Annotated in this window: 11 protein-coding genes; 6 read left to right on the forward strand and 5 right to left on the reverse strand. The window is 72.3% G+C overall.

What is annotated here, in order from left to right:
* Positions 1-119 precede the first annotated feature (119 nt).
* The 5 genes from glmU (at position 120) to pth (ending at position 5,640) form a co-directional block, all read left to right on the forward strand.
* Positions 120-1,616, forward strand: a complete 1,497-nt coding sequence (gene glmU, locus ACYU96_RS16830; RefSeq protein WP_460756258.1) for a bifunctional UDP-N-acetylglucosamine diphosphorylase/glucosamine-1-phosphate N-acetyltransferase GlmU — start codon at positions 120-122, stop codon at positions 1,614-1,616.
* A 1-nt stretch (position 1,617) separates the two neighbouring features.
* On the forward strand, positions 1,618-2,601 hold the full coding sequence (locus ACYU96_RS16835; RefSeq protein WP_460756046.1) for a ribose-phosphate diphosphokinase: 984 nt from the start codon (positions 1,618-1,620) through the stop codon (positions 2,599-2,601).
* A gap of 207 nt (positions 2,602-2,808) precedes the next feature.
* Positions 2,809-3,981 carry a glycosyltransferase gene (locus ACYU96_RS16840; protein ID WP_460756049.1) on the forward strand — a complete coding sequence of 391 codons (1,173 nt, stop codon included), beginning with the start codon at positions 2,809-2,811 and terminating at the stop codon, positions 3,979-3,981.
* A 233-nt stretch (positions 3,982-4,214) separates the two neighbouring features.
* A complete protein-coding gene (locus ACYU96_RS16845) occupies positions 4,215-4,820 on the forward strand; it encodes a 50S ribosomal protein L25/general stress protein Ctc (RefSeq protein ID WP_460756053.1) in 606 nt (201 codons plus the stop codon).
* Positions 4,821-5,028: 208 nt separating this feature from the next.
* The gene (gene pth / locus ACYU96_RS16850; RefSeq protein ID WP_460756056.1) at positions 5,029-5,640 is read left to right on the forward strand and encodes an aminoacyl-tRNA hydrolase; all 612 of its coding nucleotides are present in this window, start codon (positions 5,029-5,031) and stop codon (positions 5,638-5,640) included.
* On the opposite strand, the gene ACYU96_RS16855 is transcribed toward pth, so the two are convergent.
* Together ACYU96_RS16855 and ACYU96_RS16860 are read right to left on the reverse strand one after the other, a co-directional pair.
* Positions 5,637-7,268 carry a Coagulation factor 5/8 type domain-containing protein gene (locus tag ACYU96_RS16855; RefSeq protein WP_460756059.1) on the reverse strand — a complete coding sequence of 544 codons (1,632 nt, stop codon included), beginning with the start codon at positions 7,266-7,268 and terminating at the stop codon, positions 5,637-5,639. The genes pth and ACYU96_RS16855 overlap by 4 nt on opposite strands.
* 172 nt (positions 7,269-7,440) lie before the next feature.
* Positions 7,441-8,499, reverse strand: a complete 1,059-nt coding sequence (locus ACYU96_RS16860; protein ID WP_460756062.1) for an acyltransferase family protein — start codon at positions 8,497-8,499, stop codon at positions 7,441-7,443.
* A gap of 230 nt (positions 8,500-8,729) precedes the next feature.
* Between ACYU96_RS16860 and mfd the strand changes: the two genes are divergently transcribed.
* Positions 8,730-12,458, forward strand: a complete 3,729-nt coding sequence (gene mfd, locus ACYU96_RS16865; protein ID WP_460756065.1) for a transcription-repair coupling factor — start codon at positions 8,730-8,732, stop codon at positions 12,456-12,458.
* A 147-nt stretch (positions 12,459-12,605) separates the two neighbouring features.
* Here the strand turns inward: mfd and ACYU96_RS16870 are convergent, their stop codons facing one another.
* From ACYU96_RS16870 to ACYU96_RS16880, 3 genes are all read right to left on the reverse strand, one after another.
* Positions 12,606-13,874 carry a type II toxin-antitoxin system HipA family toxin gene (locus ACYU96_RS16870; RefSeq protein ID WP_460756068.1) on the reverse strand — a complete coding sequence of 423 codons (1,269 nt, stop codon included), beginning with the start codon at positions 13,872-13,874 and terminating at the stop codon, positions 12,606-12,608.
* A gap of 31 nt (positions 13,875-13,905) precedes the next feature.
* Positions 13,906-14,208 carry a helix-turn-helix transcriptional regulator gene (locus ACYU96_RS16875; RefSeq protein ID WP_460756070.1) on the reverse strand — a complete coding sequence of 101 codons (303 nt, stop codon included), beginning with the start codon at positions 14,206-14,208 and terminating at the stop codon, positions 13,906-13,908.
* A gap of 143 nt (positions 14,209-14,351) precedes the next feature.
* Positions 14,352-15,146, reverse strand: a complete 795-nt coding sequence (locus ACYU96_RS16880; RefSeq protein ID WP_460756073.1) for a serine hydrolase — start codon at positions 15,144-15,146, stop codon at positions 14,352-14,354.
* Between the last annotated feature and the right edge of the window lie 97 nt (positions 15,147-15,243).

The raw sequence follows: 15,243 nt of genomic DNA on the forward strand, positions 1-15,243 counted from the left end.
GCCGGCCACCGATTCCATGACCGCATCAGCAGCGTCCCCAGGAGGCCGCGCCAGTGACAGCTACCGACCAGCACCGGCCAGCAGCCGTGATCGTCCTCGCCGCAGGGCAGGGCACGCGGATGAAGTCCCGCCTCCCGAAGATCCTGCATCCCGTGGGCGGGCGGCCGATGGTCGGCCACGCGATCGCGGCCGCGCGTGATCTGGAGCCGGCGGAGCTGGCGGTCGTCGTCCGGCACGAGCGGGACCTCGTCGCCGCCAGGATCGCCGAGCTGGACCCGGCCGTCCGCGTCGTCGACCAGGACGAGGTCCCCGGCACCGGCCGGGCCGTGGAGTGCGCGATGGAAGCGCTCGGCGAGATCGAGGGCGCCGTCGTCGTCCTCGCCGGGGACGTCCCGCTGCTCGACGGCGGCACGCTGGGCCAGATGCTCGCCACGCACCGCTCCGAGGGCGACGCCGTGACGATCCTGTCCACGCAGGTCCCGGACGCCACGGGCTACGGGCGCATCGTGCGGGGCGCGGACGGCCAGGTCGAGGCGATCGTCGAGCACAAGGACGCGACGCCGGAGCAGCGCGACGTCCGCGAGATCAACACGTCCACGTACGTGTTCGACGCCGCGACGCTCCGCCGCGGGCTCGCGAGCCTCGACCGCGCCAACGCGCAGGGCGAGGTCTACCTGACCGACATCGTCGCGTTCGCCCGCAAGGAGGGCGGCGGGGTCCGCGCGATCGTCACCGACGACGCGATGTCCGTGGAGGGCGTCAACGACCGCGTGCAGCTCGCGGCGCTCGGCGCCGAGATGAACCGCCGCACGCTCGAGTACTGGATGCGCGAGGGTGTCACGGTCGTGGACCCGGGCACGACGTGGATCGACGTCGACGTGGAGCTCGCGCCGGACGTCAACGTCCTGCCGGGCACCCAGCTGCACGGGGCGACGAAGATCGGCGAGGGTGCCACCGTCGGCCCGGACACCACCCTCCGCGACACCGAGGTGCACGACGGCGCCACCGTGGTGCGCACGCACGCCGAGCTCGCCGTGATCGGCGCGGGCGCGAGCGTCGGGCCGTTCTCCTACCTGCGCCCCGGCACCGTGCTCGGCGCGAAGGGCAAGATCGGCGGGTTCGTCGAGACGAAGAACGCCCGGATCGGCGAGGGCGCGAAGGTGCCGCACCTCAGCTACGTCGGCGACGCCGAGATCGGCGAGCACACCAACATCGGCGCGGCGTCGGTCACCGTGAACTACGACGGCGAGCACAAGCACCGCACCGTCATCGGCGCGCACGCCCGGACCGGGGCCGACAACATGTTCGTCGCACCCGTGACCGTCGGCGACGGCGCCTACACGGCGGCCGGGTCCGTCATCGTCAAGGACGTCCCCGCCGGGGCGCTCGGCGTCGGGCGGGCGAAGCAGGCGAACATCGAGGGCTGGGTCGCGCGCAGGCGGCCCGGCACGGCAGCGGCCGAGGCTGCGGCAGCCGCCACCCCGGGCGGCCTCGCCGGCGGGGACGCCCGGCCCGCGCCCACCGACGCCGCCGGCGACGCGACAGACCAAGGCACCACGTCCGGCGTCGGGTACGACGCCGCCGGACACCCTGATGAGGAACGAAAGGCCCACTGACATGTCCAGCACCGCCCTCCGCCAGATCCAGCGCCCTCTCGTCGTCGCGTCCGGGCGCGCGCACCCCGAGCTGGCGCAGGACGTGGCCAAGGAGCTCGGCGTCGACCTGCTGCCGGTCAGCGCCTACGACTTCGCCAACACCGAGACGTACGTCCGGTTCAGCGAGTCCGTCCGCGGGGCCGACATCTTCCTGCTCCAGTCCCACACCGCGCCGATCAACCAGTGGATCATGGAGCACCTGCTCATGGTCGACGCCGCGAAGCGCGCCTCCGCGCACACCATCACGGCGGTCGCGCCTTTCCTCGGGTACGCGCGGCAGGACAAGAAGGGGAGGGGTCGTGAGCCGATCTCGGCGCGGCTCATGACGGACCTGCTGGCGACCGCGGGCGCGGACCGGCTCATGTCCGTGGACCTGCACACCGCGCAGATCCAGGGCTTCTTCGACGGCCCGGTCGACCACCTGTGGGCGCTGCCGATCCTCGTCGACTACGTGCGCACGCGCGTGGACGTGGACAACGTGACGGTCGTGTCGCCCGACGCCGGCCGCATCCGCGTCGCCGAGATCTGGGCGAGCAAGCTGGGCGGCGGGCCGCTCGCGTTCGTGCACAAGACGCGCGACGTGACGCGCCCGAACCAGGCCGTCGCGAACCGCGTGGTGGGCGACGTCGAGGGCAAGGACTGCGTGCTGGTCGACGACCTCATCGACACCGGCGGCACCATCGCCGAGGCCGTCAAGGTGATCATGGCGGCCGGTGCCCGGTCGGTGACCGTCGCGGCGACGCACGGCGTGCTGTCCGGCCCGGCGCCGCAGCGGCTCGCGGACTGCGGTGCCACGGAGGTCGTGGTCACGGACACCCTGCCGATCGAGACGTCCAAGCGGTTCGAGTCCTTGACCGTCCTGTCGATCGCGCCGCTCATCGCGACGGCGATCAAGGAGGTCTTCACGGACGGGTCCGTGACGAGTCTCTTCGAGGGCAACGCCTGAGGCACAGGGGCCTCACCAGGATCAGCGGCGCGGCCGTCGTCGAGCACGACGGCGCGGACGGTGTCGAGCACGCCGCCGAGGGGCGTGCGGAGGGCGGAATTCATCCGCCGCCTGCGACATCGTGCCCGGCAGTTTACCGACAGAGAGTTGACTGATCCCTGGTCGAGGGTGGACCGTGCTATGACACAGATCTGCCCGGGAGGCATCGTGACCGTCACTGTCGTGGTCCCGACGTTCAACGAAGGACCGAACGTCGCCGAGCTCGTACGACGCCTCGACGAGGCGCTCGCCGGGATGCCCGGCGCGTGCGTGCTGTTCGTGGACGACTCGCGGGACGACACGCCGTCGATCATCGGGCGGATCGCCGCCGGGCAGGCGGACCACGGCGGGATCCCGGTCCGGATGATCCACCGCGAGACGCCCGAGGGCGGCCTGAGCGGCGCGGTCGTCGAAGGGCTCCGGTCGGTGGAGACCGAGTGGGCCGTGGTGATGGACGGCGACCTGCAGCATCCGCCCGAGCTGGTCCCGGTGCTGGCGGCGCGCGGCGCGGACGCGGGGCTCGACGTCGTCGTCGCCTCCCGGTACATCGGCGGCGGCGACCCCGGCGGGCTCGACGGCTACTGGCGGCGTGTGGTCTCGACGGTGTCCGCGCTGCTCGCGCGGTCCATGTTTCCCCTGCGGCTGCGGAACGTGACCGATCCGCTGACCGGGTTCTTCGCGGTCCGGCTGGGCTCGCTCGACCTGGACGGGCTGCGGCCGCGTGGCTTCAAGATCCTGCTCGAGGTGCTGGCGCGGGGCTCGAGGTCGCTGTCGGTGGGCGAGGAGCCGTTCGTGTTCGGCGAGCGGTACGCCGGGCGCTCCAAGGCGACGCTCCAGATGGGGGTCCGTTACCTGGAGCAGCTCGCGTCGCTGCGGTTCGGCCGGATGTCGCGCTTCGCGATCATCGGCGGGATGGGCGCGGTGTGGAACGTGCTCATCCTCTGGGCGCTGACGGCGGTCGGGACGCACTACCTGCCGGCCGCGGTGGTCGCCGCGGTGGTGACCATCGGCGTGAACTTCGCCCTGCAGGAGCGCTACGTGTTCCGCGACCTGCGCACCGAGGGGCGGTACGGGTTCTGGTCCCGGCTGGCGCACTCCTTCGGGTTCAACGGCACCGAGGCGGCGATCCGGCTGCCGATCCTGTGGTGGGTCGTCGAGGTCACGGGATTCTGGCCGGTGCTGGTCCAGGCGGTCATGCTCGTGGTCGCGTTCCTGCTGCGCTTCGTCTTCCACTCCCAGGTCGTCTACCGGCCGCGGCGTACGCAGCCGCCGCTGGGTGATTCCTCACCGTCCGACGGCGGCGTCCTGGGTGCGGCGGGTGCCGACGAACGGGTACAGTAGTCAGGTTGCCTCGGCGAGGGACGTCGGACGGCCGCGACGGACGCGGATGAGCACCCCCGGGTGAACATCCCGCACCGCACGCGCCGCAGTCCGTGATCGACTGGGCGGTGAGTCGGTGACCCACTGGGTCAACCGCATACGCAGCGAGTTCTCGCGCTTTGCGTCCGTCACACGTCCCGCGCCGACGCAGCGGCCCTTGAGATAGCCCGACATCACCTTCAGGAGTATCCCCCGTGTCCGAGATCAAGCTCGTCGCCGAGGCCCGCACCGAGTTCGGCAAGGGCGCCGCGCGCCGCATCCGCCGCGACAACAAGATTCCCGCCGTCCTGTACGGCCACGGCACCGACCCGGTCCACGTGACCCTGCCGGGCCACGACTCGATGCTGGCGCTGCGCAACTCGAACGCGCTGCTCAGCATCGTGATGAACGGCAAGGGCCAGCTGGCCGTCGCCAAGGACGTGCAGCGCGACCCGGTCCGCAACGTCATCGAGCACATCGACCTGCTCGTCGTCCGGGCCGGCGAGAAGATCGCCGTCGACATCAACGTGAACATCACCGGCGAGTCCGCCCCCGGCACCATCCACCTGGTCGAGGCGCAGAGCCTGTCGGTCGAGGCCGAGGCGACGCACCTGCCCGAGTGGGTCGAGGTGTCGATCGAGGGTCTCGAGGTCGGCTCGCACGTGTTCGCGCGCGACGTCGCGCTGCCGGAGGGCTCGTCGCTGCTGACCGACCCGGACCAGGCCGTCGTGCTCATCACCGAGCCGCGCGGCGAGGCCGAGTCGGAGTCGGAGGACGGCGAGACGGCCGACGCCTCCTCCGCGGACTCCTCGGAGGGCTGACCCTCAGCCGCACCCGCGGAACCATGCCGAGGCAGGAGGTCTGCCGTGCAGCCTCCTGCCTCGGCATCCTCTGTGCCGAGGCGGTGTCGAGGCCGTGCCGCGGCCGCGTTAACCTGCTGCCTCAGCAGACCCCTGACCGCCGAGGCGGCCGGTCAGCCGCGCACCGCACTGCCTCGGCGGAGCGGGTACGACCCCGACGGAGGAATCGATGACCGATCAGCCATGGCTCGTCGTCGGGCTCGGCAACCCCGGGCCGAAGTACGCCGGGAACCGGCACAACGTCGGCCAGATGGTGCTGGACCTGCTGGCCGAGCGCACCGGGGGCAGGTTCGCCCGGCATGGGCGGTCGCAGGCGCTGGCCGCCGAGGTGCGGCTCGGGATGCTGCCGGGGGGCCGTCCGGGCCCGCGGGTGATCCTCGCGAAGCCGTCCACCTACATGAACGTCTCGGGTGGTCCCGTCAGCGCGCTGGCCCACTACTACGGGATCGAGCCCGGCCGGGTCGCCGTCGTGCACGACGAGGTCGACATCCCGTTCGACACGATCAAGCTGAAGGTCGGCGGCGGCGAGGGCGGCCACAACGGGCTGCGTGACATCACCAAGGCGCTCGGCACCCGCGACTACCACCGCGTCCGCGTCGGCGTGGGCCGGCCCCCGGGCCGGATGGACACTGCCGACTACGTGCTGCGGGACTTCGCGGGCACCGAGCGCAAGGACCTCCCGATCTTCGTCGACGACGCCGCCGACGCGGTGGAGCTCCTGGTCACGGAGGGCCTCCTGGCCGCGCAGGGCAAGTACCACGCGCGGCCTCACGCCGGCTAGCGGCCGGCGTCCTGTTCGGCCGCCTGCCAGGTGCGGAGGTAGGACTCCGAGCCCCGCAGGACGTCGGCGGCCAGGGTCTCGCCGCCCGTGACGCGCAGGTCCTCCAGGTAGTCCGGGACGAGCCCGTAGTGGGCGACGCCGTCCTCGTTGACGTCCCAGACCCGCTCGCCCGTGACCTGGCGGTCCAGGGTGGAGCCGCCGTCGAGCGACGTGAACGGGTAGGTGACCCGGCCGTCGGACGGGTCCGGTGTGCCACCGAAGCCGTTCATGTCGAAGCCGAACCCGACGCCGTCGATGCCGTGCGCCTCCCGCGCCGTCGCCGTGCGCTCGTACTCCGCGATCAGGTCCTCCGTGTCGTGTCCGTACATGGTGGCGAACCCGCCGAGCGCGTAGAGCCGGTCGAGGTAGCTCTCGTCCATCCAGGAGTGCGTGGAGAGCACACCGCTGTAGCCCGCCTCCTCGAGGATCTCCAGCGTCCGGTCCGCGGCCTTGGCGGACATGTGGTCCACCTCGATCAGCATGCCGCGGTCGATCATCTGCTCCACGAGGAACTCGCCCTTCGAGGTCAGCCCGTACCTGTTGCACACGGTGCCCGTCGGGTACAGCGGCGGGACGGGCAGGTCCACGTCCTCCGGCATCTCCGGGCTGCCCGGGTTGTTGTCGTGCGGCTCGTCCGCCGGGCAGGACCGCGCGTCCCAGAAGGTCCCGGTGGTGAGGAACTGGCCGGCGTTGACGACCGTCCCGTTGGCCCCGGAGTCGAACCGCACCCCGCACAGCGCGTTGTCGAACTTGTGGCACAGGTACATCGACCGCACGCCCAGGCCGTAGAGCTCGTCCAGGCCGGCGGTGATGTCGGACCGCGTGCACCCGTCGAACGTCCGGAGCGTCTGCTTGCACCCGAACGGCTCGGACGTCTCCACGCCGAGCACGACGGCCAGCTTCCCCTCTGCCACGACCTGGCGCGCCTGTGCGCTGTCCGTGACGATCCGGTACCAGCCCTCCCCGGGGCCGCCGTACTGTGCGTCGACGAAGTCCTGCATCGCGTAGGCGTCGTCGATCTGCAGGCGGACCGCGGCCATCTCGTTGCAGTCCTGGTAGGTGCCCGGGTTGATGACGCAAAGGATCCCGTTGCTGGTCAGCTGGGTCACGAGCACGCGCTGCCCGGCCCGCCAGGACCGCTCCACCCAGCGGTAGTACATCTGCTGGTGCGTGAGGGAGTCGTGGGCCGGCCAGTCGGCGAACGTCGGCCAGCCCGTGGTGTCGTGCGTGCCGAACGGGGACCCGTTGCGGGTCAGGTTCTCCAGGAGTGCGGTCCCGCCGTTCCGCCCGTGCGCGTGGCAGTCCTGGAGGGCGTCCGCGATGCCGTCCTCGGAGAAGGCCTTGCCGCAGACGGCGGCGCCGCCGATGCCGTCCTCCATGAACATGTGGCTGTGCGCGTCGACGTAGCCGCGCACGCTCCCGTCGGGTGCGGTGCCCTCGAAGGGCGTCCCGGTGACGTTCACCTCGGACTCCGGTGTGGGGAGCACGGGGTCGGGGACCGCACCGGACGCGGGGGCCGCCAGGGCCGCGCCGAGGCTCGCCGTCAGGGCGATGATGGTCAGCGCTGCTGTTCGTCGTGGACGTCGCACGTCGCCTCCTGGGTCGGAGAGGGGAGCCGGCGTCGTTGTCGACCCCCGATGACTGACCGAGACTTTAACAAATAGTGGGGTAAATCGGAAGAGTCGCCCAGAACGGGTGCGACGGCGGTCGGTGCCGCCGTCCTGCCCGGGCCCGAGCATGGTCCCGGGGGCTACGGGCGACCTAGGGGGTCGCGAGCCAGCGGCGCGGCGGGCCCCAGAGCCAGCCCAGGCCGATCCTGCGCGTGAGCGCGTCCAGGGTCAGGGCCGTGGCGACGATGAACATCGCCATGAACACCGGCATCCACTGCGACTGCGGCGTCGGCACCCAGACGGCGTTCGACCAGTACACCCAGAGGATCGTGTGGATCAGCGGCGTGTGCAGGACGTAGATCGGCAGGGTGCGAGCTCCGACCCAGCCCAGCCCGGGGAGGAGCCTGGCGAGCGCGACGCTGATCGCGATCCCGGCCAGCGCCCCGGCGATGTTCGCGAGCAGGTACGGACCCGGCGTCGGTTCCAGCCCGTACGTCCGGACCACCCAGGTCACGCCGTACCACGCGCCGACCCACAGCAGTCCGGACCACCAGCGCAGGCGCTCGGCGTACGCCTCGACGAGCGGCCGCAGGTGCAGGCCGACCAGGAAGAACAGGATGAACTGCGCGGCGCCGCGGTAGGCGATGCTCGTGGGCTCCCACCCGGCCAGCGCCCAACCGCTCACCCCGGTCGCCACGACCAGCTGCAGCCACACCGGCACAGGCCGCACCAGCCGCGCCACCAGGAAGAAGACCGCCAGCGTCCAGATGAACCAGAGCTCGGACCGGGGGATCAGCAGGGACCAGGTCAGGTCGCCGGCCAGGGTGGACCAGTCGGCGCCGGGCACCTTGTAGTACCCGGTGACCAGCCGCACCACGAGCGTGATCGGCTCCCACAGCACGAAGACCCAGGCGAAGTAGAAGAGCTTGCCGCGCAGCAGGGTCGGCCACGACGTCGCGACCCACTTCGTGGCGAACATCCCCGCCACGGTGAAGAACAGCGGCATGCGCAGGCTGCGCAGCGGCTCGTTGAGCTCGCGCAGCACGCTGACGTCGTACCCGGTGCCCGCGGTCCAGTTCGTCGCGTGGTAGAGCACCACGAGGCAGATGGCCAGCCCGCGCGCGGTGTCGGCCCAGGCTATCCGGGAGCGCGCGCGGCCCTCGTCGGTGGCGTCGGACCTGGGTGTGGACTCGCGAGGCTGGCTTGACATCGCCTGTGATCGTAGCGACCCAGGGCCTCGCTCGCGGAGCGGCCGGCTACTGGACCCGAGGAGGCGCGGGCGGGGGGCGCGACCCTCTTGGTTCGTGCCGGGTTCTCGGGCCGTGTCGGTGTCGGGCGTTAGTCTGGAGCCAGCCCATCCTCCCCTGTCCCAGGCGGAAGTGGGCCAGTAGCCGTGTGCCCGCTCGTGGCGCTCCCGGTCCGCAACCTCTAAGGACTCCGATGCATCTCACCGGTCTGCTCCCGACCCTGCTCGCCGACCCGGGCGCGGCCGCCGTCGTCGAACACGTCGGCGTGCGCGGTGAGGCCGACGTGGTCGGGCCGGTCGGGATCCGCCCGCCGCTCCTGGCCGCCGCGTGCGAGCGGCGGCCCCTGGTCGTGGTCACCGCCACCGGCCGGGAGGCCGACGAGCTCGCCGCCGGGGTCCGCGCCTACCTGCCCGAGGGCCGGGAGGACGACGTCGCGGTCCTCCCCGCCTGGGAGACGCTGCCGCACGAGCGGCTCAGCCCGCGTGCCGACACCGTCGCGCGCCGCCTCGCGGTCTTCCGCCGGCTGGCCCACCCCACCGAGGAGGCCGGCCGGGCGGGCCCGGTCCGGGTGCTCGTCATGCCGGTCCGCGCCCTGCTCCAGCCCGTGGTGGACGGCCTCGGCGAGCTCGTGCCGGTCTCGCTCGCCACCGGCGGCACCGCGGACCTGACCGACATCGCCCAGCGGCTCACCGATGCGGCCTACACCCGTGTCGACATGGTGGAGCGCCGCGGCGAGTTCGCCGTGCGCGGCGGCATCCTCGACGTCTTCCCGCCCACCGAGGACCACCCGCTGCGGTGCGAGTTCTGGGGGGACGAGGTCAGCGAGATCCGCTGGTTCGCCGTCGCGGACCAGCGCTCGCTGGAGATCGCCGAGCGTGGCCTGTGGGCGCCGCCGTGCCGCGAGATCCTCCTGACCGACGCCGTCCGCGAGCGGGCCGCCGAGCTGGCCGAGTCGCTGCCGGGCGCCGCCGAGATGCTGGAGAAGGTGGCAGGTGGCGCGCCGTCGGAAGGTATGGAGTCCCTGGCGCCGCTGCTGGTGGACCGCATGGTCCCGGTGCTGGAGCTCGTACCGGACGACACGCTCCTGGTCCTCAACGAGTCGGAGCGCGTCCGGCGCCGGGCCCACGACCTCGTCGCGACCACGGAGGAGTTCCTCGCGGCCGCCTGGGTGGGCGCCGCCGCGGGCGGCTCGGTCCCGCTGTCCGGCGGGGGTGAGGCGGACCTGTCGGCGGCGTCGTTCGCGACGCTCGCCGAGGCCCGGACCGTCGCGGCTCGGCGCGGTCTGGGCTGGTGGACGCTGTCGTCGTTCGGCCAGGACGCCGCGCTCGCGCAGATCCCGGAGGTCGCCGCCGGGGCCGGTGACGACGCCCCGGGCGCGGGCGCGCGCTCCGTCCCCGGGCAGGCCCTGAGCGTCGGCCCGGGGGCGGGAGAGGGCGCGTCCACGGGCCTGCCGGGTCCCGACGCGCGGGCCGAGGAGACCTTCACCGTCGGCGCGCGGGAGGTCGAGTCCTACCGGGGCGACCTCGCGCGGGCGCTGCGGGAGGTCGACGCGCTGCAGAAGTCCGGCTGGACGCTCGTGCTCACCACGGAGGGCCACGGCCCGGCCAAGCGGATGAGCGAGCAGCTGTCGGAGGCGGGCACCGCCGCCCGGCTGGCGTCCTCCCTGGAGGCCGTGCCCGAGGCCGCCGTCGTACACGTCGTCGCGGGCGGCGTGGGGCGGGGCTTCGTCGCGCCCGAGCTGCGGCTCGCCGTGTTCTCCGACCAGGACCTGACCGGACGGGCAGGGGGCACCGGCACCCGCGACATGCGCCGGATGCCGAGCCGGCGGCGCAACGTCGTCGACCCGCTGCAGCTGAGGGCAGGGGACTTCGTGGTGCACGAGCAGCACGGGGTCGGCCGGTTCGTCGAGATGGTGCAGCGCAGCCTCGGCGGCGGGGCGAACGGTGCGACGCGGGAGTACCTCGTCATCGAGTACGCGGCCTCCAAGCGCGGACAGCCCGGCGACCGCCTGTTCGTGCCGACGGACCAGCTCGACCAGGTCACCAAGTACGTCGGCGGCGAGGCCCCCAGCCTCAACAGGATGGGCGGCGCCGACTGGAAGAACACGAAGGCACGCGCCCGCAAGCACGTCAAGGAGATCGCGAGCGAGCTCATCCGGCTGTACTCGGCGCGCATGGCGACGCAAGGGCACGCCTTCGGGCCGGACACCCCGTGGCAGCGGGAGCTGGAGGACGCGTTCGCGTACATCGAGACGCCGGACCAGCTCGCCAGCATCGACGAGGTCAAGGCAGACATGGAGAAGCCCGTCCCGATGGACCGGCTGATCTGCGGCGACGTCGGCTACGGCAAGACGGAGATCGCGCTGCGCGCCGCCTTCAAGGCGGTGCAGGACGGCAAGCAGGTGGCGGTGCTGGTCCCGACGACGTTGCTGGTGCAGCAGCACTTCGAGACCTTCTCGGAGCGGTACGCCGGGTTCCCGGTGACCGTGAGGGCGCTGAGCCGCTTCCAGACGGACAAGGAGTCCGAGGAGGTCGCGGACGGGCTCGCCCAGGGAGCGGTCGACATCGTCATCGGCACGCACCGGCTCATCACCGGGGCGGTCCGGTTCAAGGACCTCGGGCTGGTGATCGTCGACGAGGAGCAGCGGTTCGGCGTCGAGCACAAGGAGACGCTGAAGCAGCTGCGCACCAACGTGGACGTGCTGGCGATGTCCGCGACGCCGATCCCACGCACGCTGGAGATGGCGGTGACCGGGATCCGCGAGATGTCCACCCTCGCGACGCCGCCCGAGGAGCGGCACCCCGTGCTCACCTACGTGGGCGCCTACGAGGAGAGGCAGATCGCTGCCGCGCTGCGCCGCGAGCTGCTGCGCGAGGGCCAGGTCTTCTACGTGCACAACCGGGTCGAGTCGATCAACCGGACGGCCGCGCGGCTGAACGAGCTCGTACCCGAGGCCCGGATCGGCGTCGCGCACGGCAAGATGAACGAGCACCAGCTCGACCGCGTCATCCGCGGCTTCTGGGAGAAGGAGCTCGACGTGCTGGTCTGCACCACCATCGTCGAGACCGGCCTGGACATCTCGAACGCGAACACGCTCGTTCTCGAGAGGGCCGACGTCCTGGGGCTCTCCCAGCTCCACCAGCTCCGCGGGCGCGTCGGGCGCGGGCGGGAGCGGGCGTACGCGTACTTCCTGTACCCGCCGGAGAAGCCGCTCACCGAGCAGGCCCACGACCGCCTGGCGACGATGGCGGCCCACACCGACCTGGGCGCCGGCATGCAGATCGCCATGAAGGACCTGGAGATCCGTGGCGCCGGGAACCTGCTGGGCGGGGAGCAGTCGGGGCACATCGCCGGCGTCGGGTTCGACCTCTACGTGCGGATGGTGGGTGAGGCCGTCGCCTCCTTCCGTGGCGACCGCGCGGAGGAGGTGCCCGAGGTCACCATCGAGCTGCCCGTCGACGCCCACCTGCCCGAGACCTACATCGCCACCGAGCGGCTGCGCCTCGAGGCGTACAAGAAGATCGCGACGGCGCAGGACGCCGCGGCGCTGGACGAGGTGCGGGCGGAGCTGACCGACCGGTACGGCAAGCTGCCGGAGGTCGCGTCGGCGCTGTTCGACGTCGCCGGGTTCCGCAACCACGCCCGCCGCGCCGGGCTCACGGACGTCACCGCGCAGGGCAAGTACGTGCGGTTCGCGCCCGTCGAGCTGGCCGAGTCCCAGACGCTGCGCCTGAAGCGGCTGTACCCGGGGACGATCCTCAAGCCGGGCATCCGCGCGATCCTCGTCCCATACCCGACGACGGCGCGGCTGGGCGGCCGTCCCCTGCGCGGCGCGGAGATCCTGGCCTGGGCGAAGCAGCTGGTGGACGCGGTGGTCCTGGGTGAGGTGGCCGCGGCGGCCCAGGTGGGTACGGCACGGTAGAGGTCGCGCGTGCGCCCTGGACGAACCGGCTCCGTGCCCAGGACGACGCGATGGCGATGCACCTCGGCCCGGACAACGCCGGGCGGATGACCGGGCGGACGGACCCGTCGTCGGGCCGGCCCCGGGACGCAGCGAGAGCTCGGTGAGCTACGCTGCCAGGGCGCGCGCCTCGTTCCGGTTCGGGTTCTCGAACGCCTCCGCCATGAGGGTGACCTCGCCGTCGGGCAGCGCCATGTCGCGGGCGAGGTCAGCCCACGCCGTGGTCGCGTCGGACACCTCGGCGACCACCTGCCGGGCGTCGTCGGGCCGCAGGCCGTACGAGGAGCACGTGTCCAGCAGCACGCGCAGCTCCCGGTCGATCCGGTTCCCCATCGGGCGCAGCGGCGTCGACTCCGCGACGGAGAACGGGTCGGGGTTCACGTCGAACAGCGGCGCCATCGACCAGCCCTCGGTACGCCGGAGGAACCCGTGGTTCTTCATGTGGTCGTCCACGTTGCGCACCAGCAGGGTGAACGCGACCCGGCGGAACAGGTCGTGCCCGTCGGCGCTCGGCCTGCCCGAGTGGTCGGCGAGGGTCTCGGCCAGGGTGCGGTAGTCGATCGTCTCGAAGAACGCCTTCTGCACCAGGGACTCCGCCGACAGGAACCCGACCCGCCGGCCGCCGGACAGCCGGTCGAACCGCCGTGTCAGCAGGATGCTGTGCCGGCCCCGGTCTCCGTCCACCCGGTGCAGCCGTGCGACCGGCACCTCGATCCCCGCGCGCGACGCGAGCCGCAGCGTGAGGTACTCCCACGCCTGCACGTCCCAGCGGTCGGTGAGCAGGGGAAGCTTGGCCATCCACAGCTCGCCGTCGGCGTCGCGCACCGTGACCTTGGGCCGCGCCCCGCCCATCGACGTGCCGGCGGCGACCAGGAGGCGCAGGTCCTGCCCCGCGGTGCGATGTTCCGCGACGGCGTCCGCCGCCCCCGTCAGCGCCGGCAGGTCCACGAGTGCGGGCAGCCCGGTGCGCGGCGGCGCCAGGAAGGTCCGGCCCTCGTCGAGCGAGAGGCGCAGCGCCCCGAGCCGGGTCTCGTCCTGCACGCCGAGAAGGAAGTCCTGCTCGGTGAGCCGTACGGACGAGCGGTCCTGGGCGCGGGCCGTGGCCCGCTCCGCGTGGAACAGCAGAGTGCGGCCCCACTGGTCCGGTTGGCAGTCGGCGAACGCGCCGAACATGGGCCGGTCGCCCGCCGACGGGATCGGCCCCGGGGTCAGCGGCAGCTCCGGGCACAGGGGATAGGCGCCGTGGGCACGCAGGTACCCGCCGTCGTAGCGGAACGAGCTGCCGATCAGGGCACCGCCCGTGTTGAGGTGCAGGTCGAGGTCGCCGGCGTGAACCTGCCGGCCGCCGGGCAGATGGAGCTCGACACGGATCGGCACGGCGGCTCAACTCCTTCGATCAGAGGTCCCGCTAGCTGGGGATCCTCACGCGTTGCGGGAGGGCGCGTTCCGCGTGGAACCGCCCCATCTCGGTGGTCAACGGATCGGTCGCACCGACGACGGCGTCGGCCACCCCCAGCACCCGGAGCACCGCGAGGGTGTTCTCCAGGCTGGCGGTACCCGTGCCGTTCTCGATGCTGCGCAGGGTGGTGCGGGTGATGCCGGCCCGATCCGCGACGAGCTGTGCGGTCAGGCCGTGGATCTTGCGCCAGTTGCGGACGTTCTCGCCGATCGAGGCGAGATCTCGGTGGGTTCTCTGGGACGTGCGGGCCATGGTGTCGGACTTCCTGGACGACGGCGGTCTGAGGACGCCGTGTGGGGCTGTGGCTATCAGAGTACCCGCCGACGCCTGTAGCGGATAGCCTGCTGACCGTTATCCGTACGGCGGCCGACCGCCTGGACCTTTCGGACGCCGGGTCAGCGAGCCAGTGATACCGCCAGCGTGCCCAGGGACTTGATGGTCTCCTCCGCGTCCTTGTTCTCGTAGCCGCGGGTGCAGACCGCGATGATCAGGGCCTCCGGGCCCGGCTCGCCGACGTAGGCGACGTCGTGGCGTATGCCGTCGACCCAGCCGGACTTGGAGCCGAACGCGACATCGTCCGGCACCGACGCCGTGAGCTGACGGTCCGTCTGCCGGGAGAGCAGGTCCAGCATCCAGGCGGTCCGCTCCGGGCTCGCCAGGCGGCCGGTCACGACCGCGCTCATCAGGCGGGCCAGGTCCTGCGCCGTGACCAGGTGCGAGGGGCCGCCCTTCCGGGCCGCGGCAAGGTCGGAGTACAGGCGGCCGATGGCCGAGTCCGCGCAGCCGGCATCGGACATCGCCAGGTTGGACGCCTCGAGGCCGACCCGCTCGATCATCATGTTCGTCGCCTCGTTCGAGGACACCACGATCATCCGCTCGGCGACGTCGCCCAGCGGCAGGGAGGTGCCCTCGGGCGGAAGGCCCTCGTCGACGTCGTCGGGCTCGATCACGAACGTGCCCGCTCCGGGGACCTGGGACGTGAACGTCCTGGTGACGGTCAGCTCCTCGGTGAGCGTGGCGGTCCCGGCGTCGAGCTCCCGGGCCGCCGCGACGAGCACCGCGAGCTTCACGGTCGAGGCGGCGTAGACGATGACGTCGTCCTCCCGCGCGGCGAGCACCTCGCCCGACGCCCGCGCGACATGGAAGGCGACGAACGGCACGCCGTCGCTGTGACTCCCGGTCCGCACCATGAGATTCCTCCGTTCCGAGTAGCTCTCCTGCCCGCCCGCCGATCCGGCCGGGCCGACCCGGCCGGGCCGACCCCGCCGGCCCCCCACCCCTTGCTGA

It is taken from the genome of Myceligenerans cantabricum (assembly GCF_054777735.1).